Origin of the sequence: Corynebacterium nasorum, from assembly GCF_022345765.1 — a bacterium.
Taxonomy (GTDB): domain Bacteria; phylum Actinomycetota; class Actinomycetes; order Mycobacteriales; family Mycobacteriaceae; genus Corynebacterium; species Corynebacterium kefirresidentii.
In genome coordinates, this window is record NZ_JAKRDR010000005.1 from 118,162 (window position 1) to 141,949 (window position 23,788).

22 protein-coding genes are annotated in these 23,788 nt (G+C 58.1%); 10 read left to right on the plus strand and 12 right to left on the minus strand.

What is annotated here, in order from left to right; translation table 11 throughout:
• The first annotated feature begins 69 nt into the window (after positions 1–69).
• From MHK04_RS05690 to cysN, 3 genes are read left to right on the plus strand one after another with little or no spacing between them, the layout of a single operon-like run.
• Positions 70–855, plus strand: a complete 786-nt coding sequence (locus MHK04_RS05690; protein WP_200288572.1) for a phosphoadenylyl-sulfate reductase — start codon at positions 70–72, stop codon at positions 853–855.
• Positions 855–1,754, plus strand: coding sequence for a sulfate adenylyltransferase subunit CysD (gene cysD, locus MHK04_RS05695; RefSeq protein ID WP_086588811.1), 900 nt, complete (start codon positions 855–857; stop codon positions 1,752–1,754). Before MHK04_RS05690 ends, cysD begins: the two co-directional genes overlap by 1 nt.
• Positions 1,754–3,037 carry a sulfate adenylyltransferase subunit CysN gene (gene cysN, locus MHK04_RS05700; protein WP_239208684.1) on the plus strand — a complete coding sequence of 428 codons (1,284 nt, stop codon included), beginning with the start codon at positions 1,754–1,756 and terminating at the stop codon, positions 3,035–3,037. Before cysD ends, cysN begins: the two co-directional genes overlap by 1 nt.
• Here the strand turns inward: cysN and MHK04_RS05705 are convergent.
• The 6 genes from MHK04_RS05705 to MHK04_RS05730 all read right to left on the minus strand — a co-directional run bounded on the left by MHK04_RS05705 (position 3,034) and on the right by MHK04_RS05730 (position 7,193).
• Positions 3,034–3,228, minus strand: coding sequence for a hypothetical protein (locus tag MHK04_RS05705; protein WP_200288575.1), 195 nt, complete (start codon positions 3,226–3,228; stop codon positions 3,034–3,036). The two genes, cysN and MHK04_RS05705, sit on opposite strands and share 4 nt — an antisense overlap.
• Before the next feature lie 111 nt (positions 3,229–3,339).
• Positions 3,340–3,744 (minus strand): hypothetical protein, encoded by a 405-nt coding sequence (locus tag MHK04_RS05710; protein ID WP_239208682.1) that lies wholly within the window; start codon positions 3,742–3,744, stop codon positions 3,340–3,342.
• Positions 3,745–3,813: 69 nt separating this feature from the next.
• Positions 3,814–4,140, minus strand: a complete 327-nt coding sequence (locus MHK04_RS05715; RefSeq protein WP_086588807.1) for a hypothetical protein — start codon at positions 4,138–4,140, stop codon at positions 3,814–3,816.
• Positions 4,131–5,285 carry a TRAFAC clade GTPase domain-containing protein gene (locus tag MHK04_RS05720; RefSeq protein WP_200288577.1) on the minus strand — a complete coding sequence of 385 codons (1,155 nt, stop codon included), beginning with the start codon at positions 5,283–5,285 and terminating at the stop codon, positions 4,131–4,133. Before MHK04_RS05720 ends, MHK04_RS05715 begins: the two co-directional genes overlap by 10 nt.
• Positions 5,286–5,383: 98 nt before the next feature.
• A complete protein-coding gene (locus MHK04_RS05725; protein ID WP_239227011.1) occupies positions 5,384–6,082 on the minus strand; it encodes an LppP/LprE family lipoprotein in 699 nt (232 codons plus the stop codon).
• A 124-nt stretch (positions 6,083–6,206) separates the two neighbouring features.
• Positions 6,207–7,193: a hypothetical protein gene (locus tag MHK04_RS05730; RefSeq protein ID WP_239208680.1), complete on the minus strand. Its 987-nt coding sequence runs from the start codon at positions 7,191–7,193 to the stop codon at positions 6,207–6,209.
• A 326-nt stretch (positions 7,194–7,519) separates the two neighbouring features.
• Here MHK04_RS05730 and MHK04_RS05735 point away from each other — a divergent pair, with 326 nt between their 5' ends.
• Together MHK04_RS05735 and MHK04_RS05740 are read left to right on the plus strand one after the other, a co-directional pair.
• Positions 7,520–8,548 carry a hypothetical protein gene (locus MHK04_RS05735; protein ID WP_234288154.1) on the plus strand — a complete coding sequence of 343 codons (1,029 nt, stop codon included), beginning with the start codon at positions 7,520–7,522 and terminating at the stop codon, positions 8,546–8,548.
• 23 nt (positions 8,549–8,571) lie between these two features.
• A complete protein-coding gene (locus tag MHK04_RS05740; protein ID WP_200288580.1) occupies positions 8,572–9,162 on the plus strand; it encodes a nucleosidase in 591 nt (196 codons plus the stop codon).
• Positions 9,163–9,214: 52 nt separating this feature from the next.
• On the opposite strand, the gene MHK04_RS05745 is transcribed toward MHK04_RS05740, so the two are convergent.
• The 6 genes from MHK04_RS05745 to MHK04_RS05770 all read right to left on the minus strand — a co-directional run bounded on the left by MHK04_RS05745 (position 9,215) and on the right by MHK04_RS05770 (position 17,215).
• Positions 9,215–10,588, minus strand: a complete 1,374-nt coding sequence (locus MHK04_RS05745; RefSeq protein ID WP_239208678.1) for an AI-2E family transporter — start codon at positions 10,586–10,588, stop codon at positions 9,215–9,217.
• 107 nt (positions 10,589–10,695) lie between these two features.
• Positions 10,696–14,139: a bifunctional proline dehydrogenase/L-glutamate gamma-semialdehyde dehydrogenase gene (locus MHK04_RS05750; protein ID WP_239227013.1), complete on the minus strand. Its 3,444-nt coding sequence runs from the start codon at positions 14,137–14,139 to the stop codon at positions 10,696–10,698.
• 597 nt (positions 14,140–14,736) lie between these two features.
• Positions 14,737–15,420 (minus strand): response regulator, encoded by a 684-nt coding sequence (locus MHK04_RS05755; protein WP_239227015.1) that lies wholly within the window; start codon positions 15,418–15,420, stop codon positions 14,737–14,739.
• Positions 15,408–15,560, minus strand: a complete 153-nt coding sequence (locus tag MHK04_RS05760) for a hypothetical protein (protein ID WP_239227017.1) — start codon at positions 15,558–15,560, stop codon at positions 15,408–15,410. Before MHK04_RS05760 ends, MHK04_RS05755 begins: the two co-directional genes overlap by 13 nt.
• 90 nt (positions 15,561–15,650) lie before the next feature.
• On the minus strand, positions 15,651–16,841 hold the full coding sequence (locus tag MHK04_RS05765; RefSeq protein ID WP_239208674.1) for a sensor histidine kinase: 1,191 nt from the start codon (positions 16,839–16,841) through the stop codon (positions 15,651–15,653).
• A 197-nt stretch (positions 16,842–17,038) separates the two neighbouring features.
• Positions 17,039–17,215: a hypothetical protein gene (locus MHK04_RS05770; RefSeq protein WP_239206754.1), complete on the minus strand. Its 177-nt coding sequence runs from the start codon at positions 17,213–17,215 to the stop codon at positions 17,039–17,041.
• Positions 17,216–17,666: 451 nt separating this feature from the next.
• Here MHK04_RS05770 and dnaK point away from each other — a divergent pair, with 451 nt between their 5' ends.
• The 5 genes from dnaK to exaC all read left to right on the plus strand — a co-directional run bounded on the left by dnaK (position 17,667) and on the right by exaC (position 23,761).
• Positions 17,667–19,517 (plus strand): molecular chaperone DnaK, encoded by a 1,851-nt coding sequence (gene dnaK / locus MHK04_RS05775; RefSeq protein WP_005325523.1) that lies wholly within the window; start codon positions 17,667–17,669, stop codon positions 19,515–19,517.
• On the plus strand, positions 19,517–20,224 hold the full coding sequence (gene grpE, locus MHK04_RS05780) for a nucleotide exchange factor GrpE (protein WP_239208672.1): 708 nt from the start codon (positions 19,517–19,519) through the stop codon (positions 20,222–20,224). The genes dnaK and grpE overlap by 1 nt, the downstream gene beginning before the upstream one ends.
• Positions 20,225–20,320: 96 nt before the next feature.
• Positions 20,321–21,526, plus strand: a complete 1,206-nt coding sequence (gene dnaJ / locus MHK04_RS05785) for a molecular chaperone DnaJ (RefSeq protein ID WP_239208670.1) — start codon at positions 20,321–20,323, stop codon at positions 21,524–21,526.
• Between the two features lie 20 nt (positions 21,527–21,546).
• Positions 21,547–21,996 (plus strand): heat shock protein transcriptional repressor HspR, encoded by a 450-nt coding sequence (locus MHK04_RS05790; RefSeq protein WP_239208668.1) that lies wholly within the window; start codon positions 21,547–21,549, stop codon positions 21,994–21,996.
• Positions 21,997–22,240: 244 nt separating this feature from the next.
• The gene (gene exaC / locus MHK04_RS05795) at positions 22,241–23,761 is read left to right on the plus strand and encodes an acetaldehyde dehydrogenase ExaC (protein ID WP_239208666.1); all 1,521 of its coding nucleotides are present in this window, start codon (positions 22,241–22,243) and stop codon (positions 23,759–23,761) included.
• Positions 23,762–23,788 lie beyond the last annotated feature (27 nt).

Consider the following 23,788-nt stretch of genomic DNA (forward strand, 5'->3'; position numbering starts at 1 on the left):
GCCAAGCTCAGCGGCTTTTCGCGCATAATCTCCTGCACCGCCTTGGGGTTTTGCCTAATGTGTGACGGCATGAACCCAACAACGAACCTGCTGGACGGTGGCAAGAACTACCGTGACCCCAGCATCTCCCCGGAAGGCACGCGGGATACCGCGCCGCTGGACGCCGAGGTAGCCGCGCGCAACCAGCAATTGGTAGACCAGTGGGCGGATAAGCTGCACGATGCCTCTGCCGAAACCATCACCGAATGGGCCGCCGAGCACGCTCCCGGCCGCCTTGCGGTGACCATGTCCATGGAAAATACGGTCTTGGCCGAGCTCGCCCACCGCGCCGGGCTCGATGCGGATCTGCTTTTCATCGATACTGGCTGGCACTTCCCGGAAACCCTCCAGGTGGCCGATGAGGTAGAAAAGCGCTACCGGGACCTGCCCCTAGTGCGGGTGCTGCCGCTATTGAGCCCAGAAGAACAAGACGAGGTCTACGGCCCGCGCCTGTATGCCCGCGATACCGCGGCCTATAACCGCATGCGCAAGGTGGAACCGCTAAATATGGCGATGGACCCGTATGCCGGCTGGGTTACCGGCCTGCGCCGCGCCGATTCCGAGCACCGCGCCACCGCCCCGGCGCTGAGCTTGGATCGCACCGGACGATTGAAGATATCGCCCATCATCACCTGGGATTTAGACGATACGGACCGCTATATCGAGGACAACGACCTCATCATCCACCCACTCACCCTGCAGGGATACCGCTCCATCGGCTGCGCCCCGCTGACCTTCCCAGTTGGCGAAGGCGAAGATGCCCGATCCGGGCGCGTATTTGCAGACGGCAAGACAGAATGCGGGTTACACGAATAATGAGCACACTTTCCCCACACCTCAAAGACCTTGAAAACGAGTCCATTCACATCCTGCGTGAGGTGGCCGGCCAATTCGACAAGGTAGGCATCCTTTTTTCGGGAGGCAAGGACTCCGTCGTTGTCTTCGAGCTGGCCCGCCGCGCCTTCGCTCCGGCCACGGTTCCGTTCGAGCTCCTCCACGTCGATACCGGGCATAACTTCCCCGAGGTCATCGACTTCCGCGACCGCCTCGTGGAAGAATCCGGTGCCCGCCTGCACGTCGCCCGCGTCCAGGATTGGATCGACCGCGGTGACCTGCAGGAGCGCCCCGATGGCACCCGCAACCCGCTGCAGTCGGTGCCGTTGGTAGAGACCATCGCCGAGCGCGAGTATGACGCCGTATGCGGTGGCGCCCGCCGCGATGAGGAGCGCGCCCGCGCCAAGGAGCGCATCTTCTCCATCCGTGATTCCTTCGGCGGCTGGGACCCCCGCCGCCAGCGCCCCGAGCTCTGGGACCTGTACAACGGCGGCAAGATGGCCGGCGAAAACGTCCGCGTCTTCCCCATTTCCAACTGGACCGAGTCCGATATTTGGGAATACATCGGCGCCCGCGAACTGGAGCTGCCCTCCATCTACTACTCCCACGAGCGCGAGGTATTCAAGCGCAATGGCATGTGGCTAGCCCCTGGTGAATGGGGTGGCCCGGCCGAGGGCGAGGAGCTAGAAACCCGCACCGTGCGCTACCGCACCGTGGGCGATATGTCCTGCACCGGTGCCGTGGAATCCACGGCATCGACGCCGGATGAGGTGCTCGCGGAGATTTCCATTTCCACCCTCTCCGAGCGCGGTGCCACCCGCGCCGATGACAAACTCTCCGAGTCCGCTATGGAGGACCGCAAGAAGGAAGGCTACTTCTGATGACCACCACCCTCGCGCCGAATGTCGGCGCCCTCAAGCAGCGCGATACCCTGCGCCTGTGCACCGCCGGCTCCGTTGATGACGGCAAGTCCACCTTCGTCGGCCGCCTGCTCTATGACACCAAGTCCGTGCTTGCAGACCAGGTGGAGTCCATGGAGCGCACCTCCACCGACCGCGGCTTCGACGGCATGGACCTCTCTTTGCTTGTCGACGGCCTGCGTGCCGAGCGCGAGCAGGGCATTACCATCGACGTGGCTTATCGCTACTTCGCCACGGATAAGCGCACCTTCATCCTCGCCGATACCCCGGGGCACGTGCAGTACACCCGCAATACGGTCACCGGCATGTCTACCTCCCAGGTAGTGGTGCTTCTTATCGACGCCCGCCATGGCGTCGTCGAACAAACCCGCCGCCACCTCAACGTCGCCGCCCTCCTTGGTGTGCGCCACGTGGTCCTCGCGGTGAACAAGATTGACCTCGTGGACTATGACGAGCAGGTCTTTCGCGATATTGAGTCCGAGTTCAACCAGATCGCCGCGCGCTTAGACATCACCGATACCACCGTGGTGCCGATTTCCGCGCTCAAGGGCGATAACGTGGTCGAGCGTTCCTCTAATATGCCCTGGTACACCGGACCGACTGTCCTCGAGGTGCTCGAGACCGTCCCCGTGGCCACTGGCCGCGCCGATGAGCTGGACTTCCGTTTCCCCATTCAGTACGTCATCCGCGAGCACGCCTCCGATTACCGCGGCTACGCCGGCCGCGTGAAGGCAGGCTCCATCTCCGTGGGCGATGAGGTTGGCCTTCCCGAAGGCCGCACCAGCACCGTCACCCAGATTGACACTGCCGACGGCCCCGCCGACTCCGCCACCACCGGCGACTCCGTGACGCTCCTGCTTGCCGACGACATCGATCTCGCCCGCGGCGATCTCATCGCCGGGTCCCAACGCCCCGCGGCCACCCGCGAATTCGATGCCACAGTCGTTGGCCTGACCGAAAAGGACATCAAGCCCGGACAGATGCTCAAGCTGCGCTACGGATCCTCCCTGGTCAAAGCCCGCATCGCCGCCATCACTCGCACCCTGGACCTCGATGGCGTTTCCGATGTTGAGAACCCCGAGTCCGTCGCTATGAACGACATCGCCCACATCACCATCCAGACCCAAGCCGAGCTCCCCGTCGAGGACTACGCCGCCCGCGGCGCGGTGGGCAACTTCCTGCTCATCGACCAATCTTCCGGCAACACCCTCGCCGCCGGATTCGTGGGCCACCGCCTGCGCTAGTTGTTCTTCGTGCCGCTGCTGCTCTCACTTCTGTCACCGCGCATCATAATGATGCCCGTGACTCCGAGCAGTAGCGGCGTGGAGATACCGAACACCGTAGGCCCTACTACGGTTAAGTTCACGCTCAGCAGGACAACCGCCGCCACCAGAGCGAAAGCTCCGAACTTCTGCTGAAACGTCTTCTCGCTCATTACTATCTCTCCTTCGGCTACGCTTTGGCCACGATAACCTGCTCCTAGTTCCCCGCGAAAGCCTAGAACGCGGCCACTTTTGGCTGCCGCGCCCCTCTAGGCTTTTGGTACTTATGGGAAGAATACTTCTCCCACAGCGGGGCCTAGCTCTGAGAAAAATTCTGGAGTGTTGCCGGCGACCTTTCCCTGCCATTGGATTTTGTCATCTTCGTTGTAGTCCAATGCGCTGGCCAGCGTATCTCCGGCTAATCGGTCTAACCAGCCTTCTATAGCGGTTTCTTCTTCCGACATGGCAGAACCAAGTCCCGGAAGAACCGTCATTTCCACTCCCACATACGCAATCCCTCTCGGTTTCGAGACTGTGAAAATGGCGTATGCGAGTCCTGCAGTTCTCCACACCGCCCGAAGCTCTACTGAAGCCGGAGAAAGCCCATTGTCTCCTGCGTAGTATCGCTTTAGTAGGCAGTTCATCTTCTCCGCGAATTCTGTTGAATTCCAGCCATCAGTCACCTTCATTATTCCTCTGGGGATAAGGTCTTGATATTCACGGCGGCGATTAACTGTTTAAAGAGCCCAGATTCTTTTCTAATTTTCTGCATTCCAGAGCTTGCTGTATTCGTCCGCAATCAAGGGCCACATAAAAGAGCATGCTTCGTCGTAGGAGCGTACATCGGTAATGGCATGGCCGCTGATAACTAGGTCGTGGTAAATCAAGCGACCTGATTCATCATGGCGTTCCTCTGGATCTGGAAACCTTAATGCCAAGTGTCCATTGCAGCGCTCAAACACGTGGCGGGAGTTTTCAAAGCCCGAAAATGCCTCAAGATATGGCGGCAATGGGTCCTTATAGCCGCCATCGAGTAAGAACTTATGGCCCCAGTGTTTGCCTCGCGTAGCCCAGATTATTTCCATCGCGGCGACCTTTCGAGAATGTCGTTGTCGATGCTCTCGCGCAATTTCATGACGAAATCTGTAAGCAACAATTCCTTAAATGCATGCTTTTCCACCGCATTCTTTCGAGCCTCGGCAATCACCGGAATGGCTGCAGACATGAGCGGGTCAACCAGACCAGCGATACCTTGAGCCTTGGCCAGGAAATTAAATGGCATCTTGTTTACTTTGCCAAGCATCGCAAAAGCCGATTGTGCTATACCAAGTCCCCTTTTCACCATCTTTTCGTCCGCTAGGCCAGCCGGGAGAAGGCGCAATACATTCCACCGCTGGTAGCGCTGGATAGGCAAAATCGTAGATAACGGAAGCAAGGCGTCGACGCCTTTGTGCTTTTCTAAATCAATTGTGCCGTTCTTGAATTCAGCTGAAGAGATGACGATGTAGTCCTCTCCGACGGATAGAGCCTCGTCGCCGTTGACGAAATCTGCCAGAACTTTGCGCAGCGCGTTCAGTTCATCAGCGGCATGAAGAACGACGAGCTCATGGAGCCTGTGCGCATCCAACTCCGGCATGAGGTCGGCTTTAGAAAGCGCGATAACCCAGATGCGGGGAAACTGCTCCAGCCGTTCATTGTCAGCAATGATGTCGGATTTAATGCCCAGCAATGTGTTCCGGAAGGTGCCGAATAGTGACTTGAGGTAGCGATCTTCGTCGCCTTCGTGGTCGAGCAGCTTTTGTGCGTCAACCAAAACCAGAGCGACATCTGATTGGATCAGCTGGCGGAAAGTATGAGCCCGATCATTTCGTTCGCTTTCAGAGCTGACCTCTGACTCGAACCATTCGCCTGGATAGTCATGCCAAGTAATGCCAATGTGCGAAGTCTTCTTCTTCGCGTCCAAGGGCTGTGACTCTGGTACGAATTTAAAACCGAATGGAGAGGAAACAAACTTATCCTGCATCGGAGCTTGGGCTTGCTCCTTCATTCCCAAGTATTTTTGGAGCAGTTTATTTCCGCGCGCAGAATCGTCCGCTAAGAATCTGTACCCGTTCTTATGGATAGTCGATGGCTCGTGGAAGCGGCCAAAGAGTGAGGAAAGAAGGACTGTCTTTCCGCTTCCAGCCTGACCAAAAACTGCGATGTGCTGGTGAATTTGTTGTTTGCTCATAGTGCGAAAATACATCAGCTGAAAACATCATTCCTGACGCCTGCGAGAAATTCTTCAGAGGCCAAGGGGTGGGTAAAAGCGGTGGATTGATTACGCCTTTAGCTGCCTACAGATGTTGGCGGTACGTCGCCGGACATGATGACCTTTTTCTGGCCTTCATCCCAGCGGAAGCCAGCGTCAGTCGTACCGGAGCGGTTCGCGTTGCCTTCGCCTTCGCGCGGCCAGTGGTAGGTTACCGCGATCTCGGAGTCACTGACGCGCTCAATAGTGGGGGCGAATCCATAGGGCTTTGCCGTTGCGGTGCCTAAATATTCGCCATGGTTAAACAACATAATGTGGAAGGGTGAAGAACTAGTTCCTCCCTCAACCATCAGCGTTTCCCACGATAGAGATGCACAGGGATCGTAGCCTGAGGAATCGAAAAGCTGCCATCCGATGGTGCCCCACGGAGCTACTTGGGATACGCCCTCGGAGAAAGCAGCTTGGGCATCTGCCGCGCCACACGACGAAGTGGTGTCGGCTTCTGGGCTCGGCTGCTCGTCATCCATCATCACGTTCGGTGGCACCGGCCGAGTAGGTTCTTCTTCCGCCGCAGCAGAGTCAGTGGACGATTCTTCCGGCTTGGCATCGCTACTTTCTTCCGTAACGGACATTGACGCCGACTCAACCGAAAACTCCTGTGCGGTTGTATCCGACGTTTCGTCATCGCAGGAAGCCAAGGAGAAACTAATAAGGGCGGCGCTCGCTGCAATGCTTATACGGCTTATTCGGCCTAGGTGGGCAGATGATTTAGGCATAAGATATTGCTTTCAAATTGAGGCGGTAGATGAAAAGTCAAAGGGGTGCACGCTGCGTTGTAGCGGGTGTAGGGAGACAACGCAGCAGAAGGGGAGTGACAGGGAATCGAACGCGGAATCGGGGTTAGCAGGGGTCAGAGAAATCCGCGTCATTATTGAGGGATCGGGCATTGCCGCCGTATTTAGCCTTGAGCTCGCAAACCTTTTCCACGCTGTGGCCGGCTTCATAGATGATGGCATAGACAGAGCCGCTCTCAGTACGGCTGCGCAGGGAACTACATGCGCCGCCCCGGATTATCTTGGAACCTGGGTACTTTTTGTGCACTCGGTAGGGCTCGGAAATCGGATCAGTTGCCGGCGGGATGATGACCGATTCCGCGATGAGTACGTAGCTGCCATCGCATTCGCCGTACCAATAATCTTCTGGCGGAAACTCCTCCTCGGCGGTAATGGGCCTGTCGCGAACCTTTGGAGTTTGCGTTTGCTGTGCATCGCAGAGTTGGAGCTGGTTGGTCAGCTGCTTCGGGGCGCCAGCCGTGTCCAACTTGCCCTTGTCGTAGCACTGATTGACGGAGTCTCCAGTCGTATTGTCAGACCGATACAACTTCCACTCATTATCGGTCCAGTAGAACAGTCCATAATTTGAGGATTGCTTTTGGGCCATGTAAAGCCAGGTGCCATCGCAAAACAGCTGAAGCGTGCCAATTGGAACGTCCATTAGGTCATCGGCTAGCGTTCCACACTTCTCCTCTGCGGAAGGTCCAGTGCTAGCGCTCTTAGCTTGTGTAGACGCAGCTTTCTTTTCAAGAGTGGATTCTTCTTCAGAAGCCGCTCCTTCGGTAGTTTCCTCGCTGCTGTTTTCTTGAGAATGAAAATTCGGTTCAGCGCTGCTCGAACCATCAGAATCCTTGTTTCCCGTTAGCGCCCAGGCGCCACCGCCAATAAGCGCAATGATGGCGAGAGCGGCAACGACAATAATGGCGGTGCGCGTGCCTTTGCTTGAAGATTCAGTGCTTGTTCCTGTGCCGGGGTCCTGCATAGAGGAGGCAGGCCCGTTCGAATCTGAAAGTGGGGTTGAGTCTGGTGGACCCCAAGAATTCTTGTCGTTCAAAGGTAAGGCTCCTTTGTGCGCTGTCCAGAAAGAGAAATGCGAAAGAAAGAGAATGATTAAGAATCATTCCGCGTCATACTATAGGCATAAGAGTTGCAAAGATTCTCTCGAATGGGACTATGAAAGGGGTATTTGCAACGTGCCACTTTTCTATTATGTAACTCGTAGGGATTAAGTACGTCATAATCTGTCTGACTGAAAAACCAACAGCGACCAAGCTGAGAAGTCCCAAAACCTCCTAGAAGGGCTTCATCTGATGCCTGCTTTCCGAGACAAGACCCAAATGAAGGAAACCGGGGAGGCCAATGTCCGGCTTAAGTCCAAGCATGACCAAAAATTATTTCCCCAATGAGGGGGAGAAAGGAGCCCTCGTGGGGCTGGACCGCAATCTCAACGCCGCGGAATTGCACGCAACTCGCAACCGGGTGAGTGTGTCCCCGGATCTCATCCGTCGCTTGGGTAGTGCCCTAGGCTATGACGCTATCGAGGCCTTCGGCTCCGAAGCACAGTCGGAATTGAACCAGGTCTTTGATTTGGGAGACATCATCGATCTGATGCTGCTTAGCCAGCTGTCGGACATGGAAGTCGCGCCGGGAATGGAGCAGCAGGTGGAGGGGGACGTCGCCAAGCAGCTGCTGCGGCGCATCAGTGCTGGTGATTACTTGACGCGCCGACAGGTGCATGACCGCCTGCCACGGGCGACGGTGATGCTCTACCGCATGGGGCATCCGCGGCTGTGGGCTTTTGCTGCGCGCCAGCGCCTGCCCCAGGACGCACACAAGGCAATTCCGGGGTCCTTTCACCGCGATATCACCGGGCCGTATACGACGCCGGAAGAGGCATGGCTGGGCATGTACGTGGCAGATGCTACGCGCCTGGGTGAGCTAAATACGCAGGTAGAAGATGCGGGGCTAGACGAGGACAGACAACAGCGCCTGCGGCTGGGTATGAGCCTGGCTGATACCTACCGCCAAGTCTGGAGCTCCGCGCGCGGTCATTGGCGCGTTAGCCCTCAGACGCGTTATATCGTGCCTTCGCGTTTTGGTTATTGCCCCTTTGTTTTCCGTGTGGCCGAGGGCGGGTGGCGCCGCGATTCCTTCGATGGGAGCCACGATCGCTTTATGGCCACTGAAGGCTATTGGATTGACGTGGAGCGCGAGCGGCTCATTCACCTTGGCGCGCCTGATCCGCACGACGCCTGGCTACCCACGGCACAGGTGGCCGCCGAAGCCCCCACGGAGGCCGACCTGGCGGTCGCGCGCGTGCTCAGCGGGAAAATTATCGCACTCGGTGCTGGCCAGAAGAATATTACGATTCGCCTGCGCCAGAAGAACCGCACGTTGAACTTCGATTAGGGAGGGCAGGTATTCTCACAGGCATGGAGAATCTCAACGGACGTACCCTTTTCGTCGCCGCTGTCGATGCGGAGGCCGCGCACATTCCGGAGGGCGAGCCCCTGCTCATTACTGGAATCGGCACGGTTCCAGCGGCCATTGCCTTAACGGAGGCTCTTGCCGACGCCCGCGCTAATGGCGCCCTTCCCGAGCGCGTGGTCAATATCGGCACGGCCGGCGCGCTTGTCGACGGCATGGCTGGCGTCTTCGAAGTAGGCAAGGTCACCAAACACGACTTCAAGCTCGAGGTGCTTACCGATATCAACCGCTACCTGCTGCCAGAGGTCATCGAGCTGGAAACCTCCGGCCGCTTGCCGGTTCGTGGGCTGGCCACGGGCGATATGTTTGTCTCCGATACTGCCCTGCGCACTGAGCTGGCCCAAAAATCCCAGCTCTGCGACATGGAAGGCTATTCCATTGCCGCAGTATGCCAGCGCTTCGACGTGCCCTGCACCCTGCTCAAGCAGGTCTCCGATTCCGCGAATGAGGAGTCCAAGGGCACGTGGGCCAACGTCCTCGACCGAGGCGCGCGCCAGCTCGCCTCGGCCGCTACGGATCTAGGCTTTCTGCGCTAAATACTAAAGCGCGCCGGCGGAGGGCCGGCGCGCTGCTTGTGGTCGCTGAGTCTTAGCTCAGCGGGCTCATGGACTGGTAGAGCTGCTCTACCATATCGCGTGGAGTCTCGTCATGTTCGTAGGTGACGTCGCTGAAGTCTTCAGGATCATCCTTGGAGCCGGTGATGATGTCTATATCTGAAGGCTCGACTTCCCCGGAGCGCAGCGCAGCCATTTCGGCGTGGTAGCGCACGACAACGGCAATGGTTGCGGCCACGGGGACGGCGAGGAACGCGCCAACAATGCCGGCCAGGGTGGAGCCAACGGTCACAGAGAGTAGGACGACCGTGGCGTGCAGGCCCATGGCCTTGGACTGCAGCAATGGTTGGAGGACGTTGCCTTCTACTTGCTGAACGATGATGATAACTGCCAAAGCAAGAAGCGCGTTGGTTAGTCCATTGGATACCAGAGCGATAATAACTGCCAAAGCACCGGCGGTTACGGCACCGATGATGGGGATGAAGCTGGCGAAGAAGGTCACCACGGCGATGACGAGTGCTAACGGAACTTGCAGAGCCCACAGGCCAAGGCCGATAAGTATAGCGTCCACCATGGCCACAGCTGCCTGCGCTTGGATGAAGCCGGACAAGGTCTTCCAGATGCGCGCGCCCAGCTCGGTAACGTGCCAGCCGGTGGAATTGCCGGTGTACTTGCGCAGCCAGGGCAGGAATTTGTCGCCGTCTTTGATGATGAAGAAGGTGACAAAGAGCATGATCAGCGCGGCCACGACGATGGAGCTGGCCATGGAGAAGCCGGAGATAACGCCGGTGGCGATAGTGGAGGCTTGGCCCTTGGCAAACTTGACCACGTCTTGGAGCACGGATTGCAGCTGGTCACTTTGGATATCGATGGGGGATTTTTCCACCATCTCTGTCAGCTGGTTAATGCCATCTTCGGCTTGGTCAATGAGCGTCTGGCTCTGGCTGGTGACAACCGGGGCCATGGCGGCAAAGACGCCGCAGAAGATGATGATGAGGCCGAGCAAGGTGCTCACGGCCGCGAGTGAGCGCGGGAATCCCTTGCCGCGCAGCCAGGCGCTGACTGGGTAAAGCACCGTGGAGACAAGGATGGCGAGCAGGACAGGGAGCAGGCCTACCCAGATGAACTTGAGCAAATAGCCCGCCAGGGCCAGGCCGGCGACGATGAGGATAAAGACCACCGAGACCTTGGTCATGGTGCGGAAGTCCTTGGCCAGGATGGCAGACTTATCATCGCACTCGGCGGGGTGCTCGCTGGCGGCTTCTGCACCGAGATGCGCATCATCATAAGCGACGAGGGTATGCGAATCTTCCTCGCCTGGCTTCTGAATCTGCGTTGCGGTGCCTTTTTCCTGCGCAGACGGGCGCTGGGCCTCGTCGCGGGAAGATGAATTATGTGACGTAGACATTGCTTACCACTATGCCACATAAAACGCGCAGCGCATATATGAAAAAGGAGGTAGCGGCCCACGGGCGGGACGCTACCTCCTGGGAGTGCCTTTAATGCGGCGGGAGATTACTCCTCGCGCAGGTTGCCTACGTTGCGGATGATGCCGAAGCGGTGCATGGTTACAGAGACTGCCTGCTCAAGGAGGTAAGGGATGAGCTCACGGCGGCCGTCGGCAAGCACCGGCTGGTCCAGCACCACGGAGTTGGAACGCACCGCGGCCTCGTAGATGGAATCCGGCACGGTGCCCAAGGCGCGCACGCGGGAGGAGGGGTCGTTGGCCACGTCGGTGGCAAAAGCCTCGTCGGTAATGGCCTTGACATCGAAACCGAGGTCCTGCAGCTGGGTAGCAACCTCCGGGGTGGCGGAGATTTCCGTTGCGGTACCGGTGATGGCGGCGGCCAGCACCTGGCGAGCAACCTCGCGCAGCGCATAGCCCTCGCCCACACGCACGCGCAGTTTGGTCAGCAGCGGACGGTAGCGGAAGATATTGGCCTCAGAGACCAACCCGGTGCGGTCGTGATTGCGGCCGAACTCTTCCTGCCAAGCCAACTGGTCCAGCTCAGCGGCGCGCCACAGCCAGGTGATGTCGTCCTCGGTGAGCTTGCCGGAGAGGTTATCACGCAGGCGGTGAAGAACAGCAAGGCTGGCTGGGGCGATATCTACGTTGCGCGGCTTGAGCTCGCCATCAGCCCACTCACCCATTTGCGCCACGTAGTTCGGGCCGCCGGCCTTAGCACCCGGGCCCATGACGGACTTCTTCCAACCGCCGAAGGACTGGCGCTGCACAATCGCACCGGTAATGCCGCGGTTGACGTAGGCGTTGCCCACCTCAACGTTGTCGATCCAGTACTCAATCTCGGCGTCGTCAAGCGAGTGGATGCCACCGGTCAAGCCGTAGCCGGTGTCGTTTTGCCAGGCAATAGCCTCTTCCAAAGTATCGGCATACATGATGCCGAGGATGGGGCCGAAGCACTCATTCTTGTGGTACCAGGAGCCCGGCTGCACATTATCGCGAATGCCCGGGGACCACAGGGTGCCTTCCTGGTTGAGCTTTTCCGGCTTGAGCAGCCACTTCTCACCCGGCTCGAGCTGGGTTAGGCCGCGTAGGAGCTTCTCGCTCGGCTCCTCGGCCAAGCCGTTCATGGTGGTGGTGATATCAAAGCCCGGGCCCGGCTTAAGGGTCTTGACAGCATCCAAAAGCTGGGTGCGCAGACGCTCGGACTTGCCTGCCGCGCCGACGAAGATAACCAGGGAGGCCGCCGAGCACTTCTGTCCGGAGTGGCCGAAGGCAGAGTTATAGAGGTCATCGATGGCTAAGTCGGGGTCTGCCGCTGGGGTGATGATGAGCGCGTTCTTGCCGGAAGTCTCTGCCATGATGTTCATCTTGGGCTTCCAGGAACGGAAGAGCGCACCGGTATCGGACGCACCGGTGAGGATGACATTGTCTACATCATCGTGGGAAAGCAGCGCCTTGCCGGCCTCGGCTTCATCAGTAAGCACCAGCTGCACCAGATCCGGATCCAGGCCCTGCGCCTCGAGGGCGGTGCGGAAGGCTTCCACCACGAGCTTGCCACAGTGAACCACCTGCGGGGCTGGCTTGACGATGACCGCCGAGCCGGCCGCCAAGGATGCCGCAATGCCGCCGGTGGGAATGGCGATGGGGAAGTTCCATGGCGGAGTTACCACGGTGACGGTGTGCGGGGTGAACTGGGAGTAAGACTCCTCCAGCAGGCGCGCGGACTGGCCGTAGTAGGTGCAGAAATCAATCGCCTCAGAGACCTCAGGGTCGGTCTGAGTAACGGTCTTATTGGCCTCATATGCGGCCACGGAGATGAACTTGCCGCGCTGGGAAGCAATCTCGTCCGCGACTGCCTCGAGGGCCGCGGCGCGCTCGGCGGCAGGACGCTTACCCCACTCGGTGCCGAGCTCCTTGGCGCGGGCGATGTGGCTTTCTACCGCGGCTGGGTCGGTGACCTCTGTGATGCCGTGTTCGCCCGGGTTGCGCTTGAGCGCTTCCTGCGCCCACTGGCGGTTCGGGGCGAGAGCCGGGTCAGTATCAGCCTCGTTGGTAAAGCGGCCGGTGCGCGGTGCCTGGCGGCCATCCTCCTCGAGGCGGTTCTGGGTGCGGCGGGCGCCAGCGAAGGTGTCCCAGCGCTTGGCGACGGCCCGACGGAACGTCTCTTCCTGGTCCGCAAGCGGCTCCTCGCCTGGGGCAAAGAGTGCGTAGAGGAAGTTCTGCGGTGCGGAGTTCTCTTCCAAGCGGCGTACCAGGTAGGACACGGCGACATCGAAGTCTTCTGCGTGGACAACCGGGGTATAGAGGATCTGGCGGCCGTCAAAGACCTTGCGCACCGCTGCCTGCTGCGCTGGGGACATGCCCTGCAGCATCTCCGAATCCATCATGTGCAGCACGCCGCGCTTCTTGCCCAGCTCATAGGCCATTGCTGCGGTGTAGAGGTTGTGGGTTGCTACACCGATGCGGACGCTATCGGCGTACTCTTCGCGCAGGATGAAATCCAATAGGCGGTAGTAGTTGGCGTCTACGTCGAGCTTGTTGGTGTAGGTAGCCAGTGGCCAATCGTGGACCTCGCCCTGCACGGTTTCCATGGATAGGTTCGCGCCCTTTACAATGCGCACCTTGACCTTGCCGCCGCCCTTAGCCACGCGCTCCTTGGCAAAGTCAGCGACATCCTTGAGCGCATCGAAGGTATCTGGCAGGTAAGCCTGCAGCACGATGCCGGCATCTAGGGTGAGGAACTCCGGCTCGCTGAGCAGCTCCTTGAACAGGCGGATGGTCAGGTGGAGATCGTGGTACTCCTCCATGTCCATGTTGATAAAGACCTTGTCGGTACGGTCCGCCGCAGCCTGGTACAGCGGACGCAGGCGCTCCTTGAGGCGCTCTACCGAGCCATCGATATCCCAGTGATTGAGCTGGGCCACCATGGAGGAAGCCTTGACCGAAACGTAGGTTACGCGTGGGTTCTGGATGAGCTTGAGGGTGCGCTGCGCGCGGGACTTAGCCTCTTCCTCACCGAGCACGGCCTCACCCAGCAGGTTGAGGTTGAGCTGTTCGCCGGATTCGGCGGCCTTGTCCAGAATCTTGTTGAGTGCATCAGACTCGGCGTCCAGAACGAGGTGGCCAACCATCTTGCGCATGTATAGGCGGGCCACCGGCATGACCAGGTTGGGCAGGATTGGGCCGAAGAAGCCACCGGCGCCAACGAGCGCACCATTGATGCTGCCTAGGAACGACGGGTCATAGTGGGAGGAAATATCCTTCAGCGCGTGTGCGGCAACCTTGTCATCTTCTGGGCGCATGACGCGGTCGACGAAGTCCATGGTGAACTTCACGCCGTCGTCATCGCGCAGCAGGTCCGCGAGCTGTTCGGTGGCCTTATCTTCTTCGTCCGCAGTGGACTTCAACCAGTCGTGGGCGCGGCTAATCGCTGCGGGCAGGACTGCTTCCACATCATCAGAGATGGGCAAGCGGGTATTTGCAGGAGAAGTCATATGGGTTCTACCTCTATTTCAAACGGGTCACATCCTAGACACCACCCTTCACGCGGGAGTGAAGGTAGATGTATCTGCGCCGGTCTGGGACTGCCGGGCGATACGGCGTCTGGATGGTGAGCGGTGAGCTATGTGGTGCTGCAGGGTGCAGCTGGGTGAGGAGCGAACACGCGGGTGCGCGCGACGCAATGTGAGGGTCGCAGAGATTCGTGGTGAAATGCGATGTTCAGCGGGCCTTTATGCGGGCCGAATGCGGACGGGAGGCCTATCGCTGCTGCGACGAACGCGCGCCAGGTTGGTGTTCAACACTCACCTGCTTTCTATGACGTGACTATAGGGGCAGAGGAAGAAACGTGAGCGGTATAGCGCTCTGACGTGCGGCAACCCTGCAGGTTCAGGTTCTATTGTTGCCTAGGAAATACTATGAAGTTTGGTGTTGCCGTAATTATAGGGAAGCGACAAACGTGATGCTAGTCTCCTTTGGGAAATGACGGACGGGGGTAGAAAAACAAAAAATAAACCCCAGCATGTGGGGTTTAGAAGGGGTATTGACACATCCGGGGGTATTCCACCCCCGGATTGTCCAACAATCGGGGGCTAAGAACCGTAGCCGGCCTTGAGCGCCTTCACCGCCAGTTCGAGGCGGGACTTGGCATGGAATTCACTGAGCAGGGTAGATACATATTTCTTCACCGTGCCCGGTGCGTAGTGTGTGCTCTTGGCAATTTCTTCATTGGACTTGCCTTGGCAGACCAGGTCCAGAACCTGCTCTAAAGCAGGCGAGATATGGTGGTTGTCCTTAATTCTTGCGGTTGCGGCGGCCACATCAGCATCGCTTCCCTCAGTGTTCCAATCGGGAAGTTGCTCAAATAAGCGGGTGAGGGATTGCGGGGTGACAACCGTGCCGCCGCGTACAGCCTCGCGCACGGTATCCAAGATGTAGACCGGCTTGGAGCTTTTCAAAATATAGGCTGCAGCCTTATTGGACATGACCTCTTTGAGGGTCTCATCATTGTCCATCGCGGTCATCGCGACAAAGACCGGCGGGGCTTCCATCTTGTTGACCTCGCGCAAGAGGGTAGTGCCATCCATCTCGGGCATATGGATGTCCGCGACAATGACGTCAAAGTCTTGCTCTTGCAATATATCGAGGGCGACCTTGCCATTTTCTGCGGTGGCGCGCACCTCCATGTCCTCGGCCGAGGCGAAGTAACGCCCCAATGCTTCGAGGACAAGTGGGTCGTCATCGACGACCAAAAGGGAAGTTTTTACTTCGGGCACCACGGCGACGGGCAACCAAAGACCATATCGACCGGCGATTGATATTCAGTGGTGGGTGAAAGATCGCCCGGCGTTAGTCCTCCCAAAAGAGAAGAGGACAGCAAAAATGGAGCGAGAAAACTAGCAAGTGCGGCCTGCATATGCGGAATCCTTTAATAAAGTCTGCTTTAGTCAGAAACAAGCGATAGCTTAGTGTACGCCATCTAGGTTTGCTAGGCGACGTGTCGAAGCTAACCAGCCTTTTGGGTAGAGGGTGGAAGGAAAAGCGAAAGCTCCCATTGATTGTGCTCAAGCTTAGCATCGACACGAGCGTCAATTGTCGCCGCAATACGCGACATTGATGCCATGCCGATACCCGAAGACATGTCAGCGTTAGTGCTTGTGGGCTTAGATACTGGGTTAGTGATTGTTATGACGGTCCAACCGAGGTGAGGTCGCACCGAGATTACGATTTCAGCGCCTGCGGGTGAGTACTTCACGGCATTCAAGCAGGCTTCCGTGGTGATGGCAGCGATGGAGTCCAGTGTTTTCGGAGGAAAATGCGGGGCAAAATCCTCGGCGCTTACCTCCACAAGTGGCTTTCGATTGAGCCTTGAAAGGCGGGTTTCTTCCTGGGAAAGAAGCTGGGCAAAGCTATCAGGTTTGGTGGTGGAACCGAAGCTTATTCCGTCGGAAACGCCTTCGATATTGTTTCGGAGAACCTTAGTTAGTGCGCGCACTTCGGACATTGATGAGCGCATGGAATCGCTAAGCTCATCTAAGCGTTTAGCGAGTTTCGGGTCTTTGGAATATTCGAGGCTTAGGGCTTCTAGCTGCATCGTGTTAACAGTAAGGCTCGAGACCACGGAGTTATGGAGAGTTTCGGCGAGATCTGATTGTCGCCGTTGTACATCGGCGTTCCACTCGACCATGGCTGTTTTGTATCGCTGCGCAGAGTGCGCGAAAGTCGCGCCAATTACTGCACCGACTCCAATAAACATTGCCCAAGCAAAAGCGGCAGCAGGATTAACGCTGATCTTTGCGGTGCCGGGATCGATAAGGCCGACCGCCCAAAAGACAGCACCGACTGCAAAGGTTTGCCAATTTTTGCCGTGATAAGCGATGACGGCAATGAAAATTGGGGTTAAAAAAATATAGCAGAGGTAAGGAGTGCCCACAGCGAATGTCGAGCTCATCCATACGGCAACAAAGACTACTGACATCGTGATTGGGCGGCGGAAAGCTAAGGTGGTAACGACAGTTAGAACCAAGCCAAAGATGGCAGCAGATAACTGGTGCTCGGTGGGAGTAAAGAAAGCGCCGAGTAACGTCAACGTCACACAAATCACTGCAGTTAACGCGGCGGTTCGCTGCAGAGTCATGGCCGCGCGGATGCGCTGGTAGATGGGTGGCTGTGAAGATTTCGGCACGATGCGGTCCACGCTTCCTGGTTGCTAAGGCTCAACGGGGTTTATCTCCCTAGTCTATGTACAGCGGTGCGGGTGCAGCGAACGTAGAGCAGCGATTGAAAACAGCGAAACCCCCGCACCTTCGTGCGCGGTTCCTTGTGGTGGGTTCCGTGCGGAGGTAGAAGGTGAGGGGGTTTAGCTGGTCTTCATGAAGGAGTGCAGAGTGCTAATTACTTAGCTTCTGCAGCAGCCTCTGCGTCATCCTTGGAGGACAGGCCCTCGAATACGGAGGACAGGCCCTCGGAGTCGGTGTTGGACTCGGAGGAAGCCTCGACGAGGCCCTTGATGCCCTTGACGAGTGCCTCGAAGTCGATGGCGGAGCTGAGGTCTACTAGGGAATCGAACATATACATTCCTTTCGGATAGGCGGAGTAAAACTACAATCTCTCTCTGGGGTAGCAGCTCTTAACTGCTGTGATTCCTAGTATGCGGCAGTGGGGGCGCGCCGCCAATCCTCTTTTGGATCCTTTCTGAGGTAACTTTTGGATCCTCTTAGAGATGTTTAAGGATCTCCGTTTGGGTATGAGGCTGTGTGGGGGAGGGGGTTAATGGGCAGGGGTGGGAAAGTGGGCGTCGGAAAGAGCGGCGGTGAGCTGGTAAAAGTGGGATATTTGAGAAAAAGTTGAGTCTTGGGGAATAACTTTTGTAGGCTGCTCGTTGTAGAGATTGAGTGACATAGGCTCAAGGTTGTGTGACTGGGTGTGAAAGTTCTGTTACAGTAGCGCTCGGACACAACGAGAAGTTGAGTCACTGACAATCAACTTTATTAATTACCCCAAGATAAAAGGAGAAGAAATCATGGGACGCGCAGTAGGTATTGACCTTGGTACGACGAACTCCGTCGTTTCCGTACTGGAAGGTGGCGAGTCCACCGTTATCGCTAACTCCGAGGGCTCTCGCACCACGCCTTCCGTCGTTGCCTTTGCAAAGAACGGCGAAATTCTGGTTGGCCAGTCCGCTAAGAACCAGGCGGTAACCAACGTTGACCGCACCATTCGCTCCGTCAAGCGCCACATCGGCACTGACTGGAAGATCAACATTGATGACAAGGACTACACCTCCCAGGAGATTTCTGCTCGCACGCTGATGAAGCTGAAGCGCGATGCAGAGGCTTACCTTGGCGAGGATGTTACTGACGCCGTTATCACCGTTCCTGCATACTTCGAGGACGCACAGCGCCAGGCCACCAAGGAAGCTGGCCAGATTGCAGGCCTGAACGTGCTCCGTATTGTCAACGAGCCAACCGCAGCCGCTTTGGCTTATGGCCTGGAAAAGGGCGAGCAGGAGCAGACCATCCTGGTATTTGACCTGGGCGGCGGCACCTTCGACGTCTCCTTGCTGGAAATCGGCGATGGCGTGGTTGAGGTTATGGCAACCGCCGGCGATAACGAGCTGGGTGGCGATGACTGGGATCAGCGCATCGTTGACTGGCTGGTAGACCGCTTCAAGACCTCCCAGGGCGTTGACCTGACCAAGGATAAGCGCGCCGTGCAGCGTCTGCGCGAGGCTGCAGAGAAGGCAAAGATTGAGCTGTCCTCCTCCCAGCAGGCCAATATCAACCTGCCGTACATCACGGTTGACTCCGATAAGAACCCACTGTTCTTGGACGAGACCCTGACCCGCACCGAGTTCCAGAAGATCACCCAGGATCTGCTGGATCGCACCAAGGCTCCGTTCAACCAGGTCATCAAGGATGCTGACCTTTCCGTCGGCGATATTGACCACGTTGTTCTCGTTGGTGGCTCCACCCGTATGCCGGCCGTATCGGACCTGGTCAAGGAACTCACCGGTAAGGATGCCAACAAGGGCGTTAACCCGGACGAGGTTGTTGCCGTAGGCGCTGCCCTGCAGGCAGGCGTTCTGCGCGGCGAGGTCAAGGACGTGCTGCTTCTTGACGTTACCCCGTTGTCCCTCGGCATTGAGACCAAGGGTGGCGTGATGACCAAGCTCATCGAGCGCAACACCACCATTCCGACCAAGAAGTCCGAGACCTTTACCACCGCAGAAGACAACCAGCCCTCCGTGCAGATTCAGGTCTTCCAGGGTGAGCGCGAGATGGCCACTGCCAATAAACTCCTCGGCTCCTTCGAGCTCGGCGGTATTGCTCCGGCACCGCGCGGTGTTCCGCAGATTGAGGTCACCTTCGATATCGATGCCAACGGCATCGTCCACGTGACTGCAAAGGACAAGGGCACCGGCAAGGAAAACACTATCAAGATTCAGGATGGTTCCGGCCTGTCCCAGGAAGAAATCGACCGCATGGTCAAGGATGCTGAGCAGCACGCCGAAGAGGACAAGAAGCGCCGCGAGGAGCAGGAGCTGCGCAATAACGCAGAGTCCACCTCCTACCAGACCCGCAAGTTCTTGGACGACAATGCTGACAAGGTATCCGAGGATGTTAAGACCAAGGTTACCGAGGCTGCTGACGCCGTTGATGAGGCTCTGAAGGGCGATGACCTCGAGGCCATCAAGTCCGCAGTGGAGAAGCTGTCCACCGAATCTCAGGAGATGGGCAAGCAGATCTACGAAGCACAGGCTGCTGAGGCTGGTGCTGAGGGCGCGGCTGATGCTGGCGCTGCTCAGGGTGACCCGAACGTCGTCGACGCTGAGGTAGTTGACGAGGATGAGAATAAGGATGGCAATAAGTAATGACTCAGGACAGCGGAATGCCGCATAACCCAGGTGACCCGGAAAACACGGATCCGGAGGCTACCTCGGCTGACCGCGCTGAGGCTGCTGCCGAGCAGGCTGAGGAGGCCCAGGCCGCGAAGGAAGCGCAGGCTGATGCCACCGAAGAAGCCGAGCTGGATCCCACTCTCGATGCTGACCTTGAAGAAGCGCTGGCAGACGTCAACGCTGATGAAGTAGAGGCCGAGGCCGCGGGTGAAGAGCCCGCTGGCAACGGCGTCAGCGATGTGGAAGCACAGTTGGCAGAACGCACGGAAGACCTACAGCGTCTGAATGCGGAATACACCAACTACCGCCGCCGCACCGAGCGCGACCGCCAAGCCGTAATCGAGACCGCCAAGGCCAAGGTCATCGCAGATTTTCTGCCTGTCCTTGATGACCTGGAACTGGCCGATGAACACGGTGACTTGGAAGGCCCGCTCAAGGCTTTTGCGGATAAGCTCCACAGCACGCTGGAAAAGCACGAGCTTGCCGCCTTTGGCGAAGAAGGCGACGCCTTCGACCCGGAGGTTCACGAGGCCGTGCAGGACTTGTCTTCAGGCGATGAGCAGGTGCTGGGCACCGTGCTGCGCAAGGGCTACCGTGTGGGCGACAGGCTCGTCCGCAATGCCCTGGTCATCATCGCGGACCCCAGCGATGAGTCCAGCGGCTCGGAAGATTCCGAGTAAATAACATAAAGGGCGCCCTGGGAACTGACGATTGACCTTCCCGCGGCGCCCTTTTACTTAACTTTATCGATTCTCTTTGAAAGGAGGAGATGCCCAGTGAGCGCTAAACCCGAATGGGCAGACAAAGATTATTATGCGGATCTGGGGGTCTCCTCGTCCGCAGAACAGAATGAAATTAAGCGTGCCTACCGCAAGCTAGCACGCGAAAACCACCCCGATACCCACCCCGACGACCCCGCAGCAGCGGAAAGGTTCAAAAAGGTGGCGGAAGCCTACGACGTGCTTTCCGACGCCTCTGAGCGCAAGGAATACGACCAGTTCAAGGCCATGCTCCGTAACGGTGGGGGCTTTGGACGGATGGGAGGCGCCGGATTTCCCGGCGGGTTTCGATCCACGCGCATGGGTGGACAAGGTGCGCAAGAATTCGACCTCTCGGACCTCTTCGGAGGATCCGCTGGAGGAGCGGCTCAAGGCGGCGGTGTTGGGGATATCTTCGGTAGCGTTTTCAACCGCGGCGGTGGTGCTGGCCACTCAGCTAAACCGTCGCGGGGGGCCGACGTCGAAACGGAAATAACCCTCGAGTTCCGCGAGGCCGCCAAGGGAACCACCATCCCCCTAGCGCTGAGCGGAAATGCTCCGTGTACCACGTGCCACGGCTCGGGTTCTGCATCCGGCAAGACCTCTACCTGTGGCACCTGCAGTGGCACCGGTTTTACCTCTGAAAACCGCGGCGCCTTCGGCTTTTCCGCCCCCTGCAAGGATTGCGATGGCACCGGCCGCCGCATCACGGACCCGTGCAAGGACTGCCACGGTACCGGCACGGTTCATCGCACCCGCAATATCACCGTGCGCATCCCTGCCGGCGTCATTGACGGCCAAAAGGTTCGCCTTGCTGGTCAGGGCGAAGCCGGACCGAACGGCACTCCAGCCGGTGACCTCTTCGTGGCGGTAACCGTCAAACCGGACAAGGTCTTCACTCGAGAAGGCGATGACCTGCACGTTACCGTCCCGGTCTCCTTCACGGAGCTGGCCTTGGGCGATACCATCGCGGTTCCTACCTTGGATAACCCGGTACGCGTGAAGATCCCCGCCGGCACGCCGGACGGGCGAACGCTGAGGGTGCGTGGAAGGGGCATCGCCAAGCGCGGGGGCAACTCCGGTGACCTTTTGGTTACCGTTCAGGTCACCGTGCCCACCAAACTCGATGCCGCCGCCTCCAGCGCCCTGCGTACCTATGCTCAAGCGGAAAAGGACTCCGGTTTCAACCCGCGTGCGGGTTGGGCCGACGCCGAGAAGGCTTAGGGTAGGAGGTGTGTTAAGGCATGAGCACTGGAAAGGCAGAAGATTCCGGCACCGCGGTATATGTGATTTCCGTGGCCGCGGAACTATCCGGAATGCACGCCCAGACCTTGCGAACCTATGACCGCATGGGCTTGGTTTCCCCGGCTCGTACCCGTGGCGGTGGCCGCCGCTATTCCGACCGCGACATCGAGCTGTTGCGCAAGATTCAAGCGCTGTCCCAAGATGATGGCGTCAATCTTGCCGGAATCAAGTCCATCATCGAGCTGACCGAGGAACGCGATCGCCTTGAAGCCGAGCGCGACGCCCTAGCTGAAGAGGTTCGGACCCTGCGCGAACAGGCCGCCGGGCGCCGCCCGCAGCGCAGCGGCGAACTTGTCCATGTCCCTCGGTCTACCTCCGTGGTGATGTGGAGTCCGCGTACCGCGAGCGAGCGTAAACGCGCCCGCGGCCGTGGTAACGGTCAGGACTAATTCTTACTCTGCAGACGAGTACATCCCGCCCCGCAACCAGCGTCGCCGCTGGCTGCGGGGTTTTCTTCTGCCTGCACAGTGACGGTGTGATGTTAAGGCTTGCAAAGGGGATAGCTGCAATCAGTGCGCGTTGCAAAGTTTGGGGTTAGTATATTCAACACAAAGGTGACCTATGGCACATAAACAATAACGAGTGTCATGTACCACCGATGATCCTCGTATTCTCCAGGAAAGGACACGCACCATGACCCTGTACGCAGCTCCGGGAACCGAAGGCTCCATCGTCGATTACCGCGAACGCTATGACAACTACATTGGCGGCCAGTGGGTAGCACCCGTCGACGGCGAATATATGGACAACATCAGTCCGGTCAACGGCGAGGTATTCTGCCAGGTAGCTCGCGGCAAAGAAGCCGATATCAACCTGGCTATCGACGCCGCGGAAAAAGCCTTCGAGACCTTCGGCAAAACCACTCCAGCCGAGCGCGCATTGCTCCTGCACCGCATAGCGGACCGCATCGAGGAAAATCTGGAAAAGATCGCGGTCGCTGAAACCTGGGAGAACGGTAAGGCTGTGCGCGAAACCCTTGCCGCCGATATTCCGCTCGCCGTAGATCACTTCCGCTACTTCGCCGGCGCCATCCGCGCCCAAGAAGGCCGCCTATCCCAGCTCAACCAGGACACCGTGGCCTACCACTACCATGAGCCGCTCGGAGTAGTGGGCCAGATTATCCCGTGGAACTTCCCGCTGCTCATGGCCGCTTGGAAGATCGCGCCCGCACTGGCTGCAGGTAACTGCATTGTTATGAAGCCAGCGGAGCAAACCCCTGCCTCAATCCTGCTTCTCATGGATATTATCGGTGACCTCCTCCCTGCTGGCGTGCTCAATATCGTCAACGGACTAGGTGAGGAGGCAGGCGCGGCACTCTCCGGCTCGGACCGCATTGCCAAGATTGCCTTCACCGGCTCTACTCCAGTGGGCAAGATCATCAACAAAGCCGCCGCAGACAAGGTCATCCCCGTCACCCTGGAACTGGGTGGTAAATCCCCATCTATCTTCTTCAAAGACATCATGGATGAAGATGATTCCTACCTGGAAAGGTGCGTTGAAGGCTTCGTTATGTTCGCCCTCAACCAAGGTGAGGTCTGCACCTGTCCATCCCGCGCCCTGGTACACGAGGACATTGCGGATAAATTCTTGGAGCTGGCCATTGAGCGCGTGAAGAAGATCAAGATTGGCCACCCACTTGATACGGAAACCATGATGGGCGCGCAGGCTTCCGAGGAGCAGATGGACAAGATTAAGCAATACCTGGAGATCGGCCCGCAGGAAGGCGCGGAAACCCTCATCGGTGGCCACGTGAACAAGGTAGAAGGCTTGGAAAAGGGCTACTACATTGAGCCCACCGTGTTTAAGGGCAATAATGACATGCGCATCTTCCAGGAGGAGATCTTCGGCCCAGTACTCTCTGTAGCTACGTTCAAAGATTATGACGAGGCGATTGCCATCGCTAACGCTACTAACTTTGGCCTCGGTGCAGGCGTATGGTCGCGTAGCCAAAACATTTGCTACCGCGCCGGCCGCGATATTCAGGCAGGCCGCGTATGGGTAAACCACTACCATGACTACCCGGCGCACAGCGCCTTTGGCGGCTACAAGGAATCCGGCCTTGGCCGTGAGAACCACTTGATGATGCTGGGCCACTATCAGGAGACTAAGAATATGTTGGTCTCCTACTCGGCTCAGCCGGCCGGCCTGTTCTAAAACACCTCCCGCGGGTAAAACTGTGCA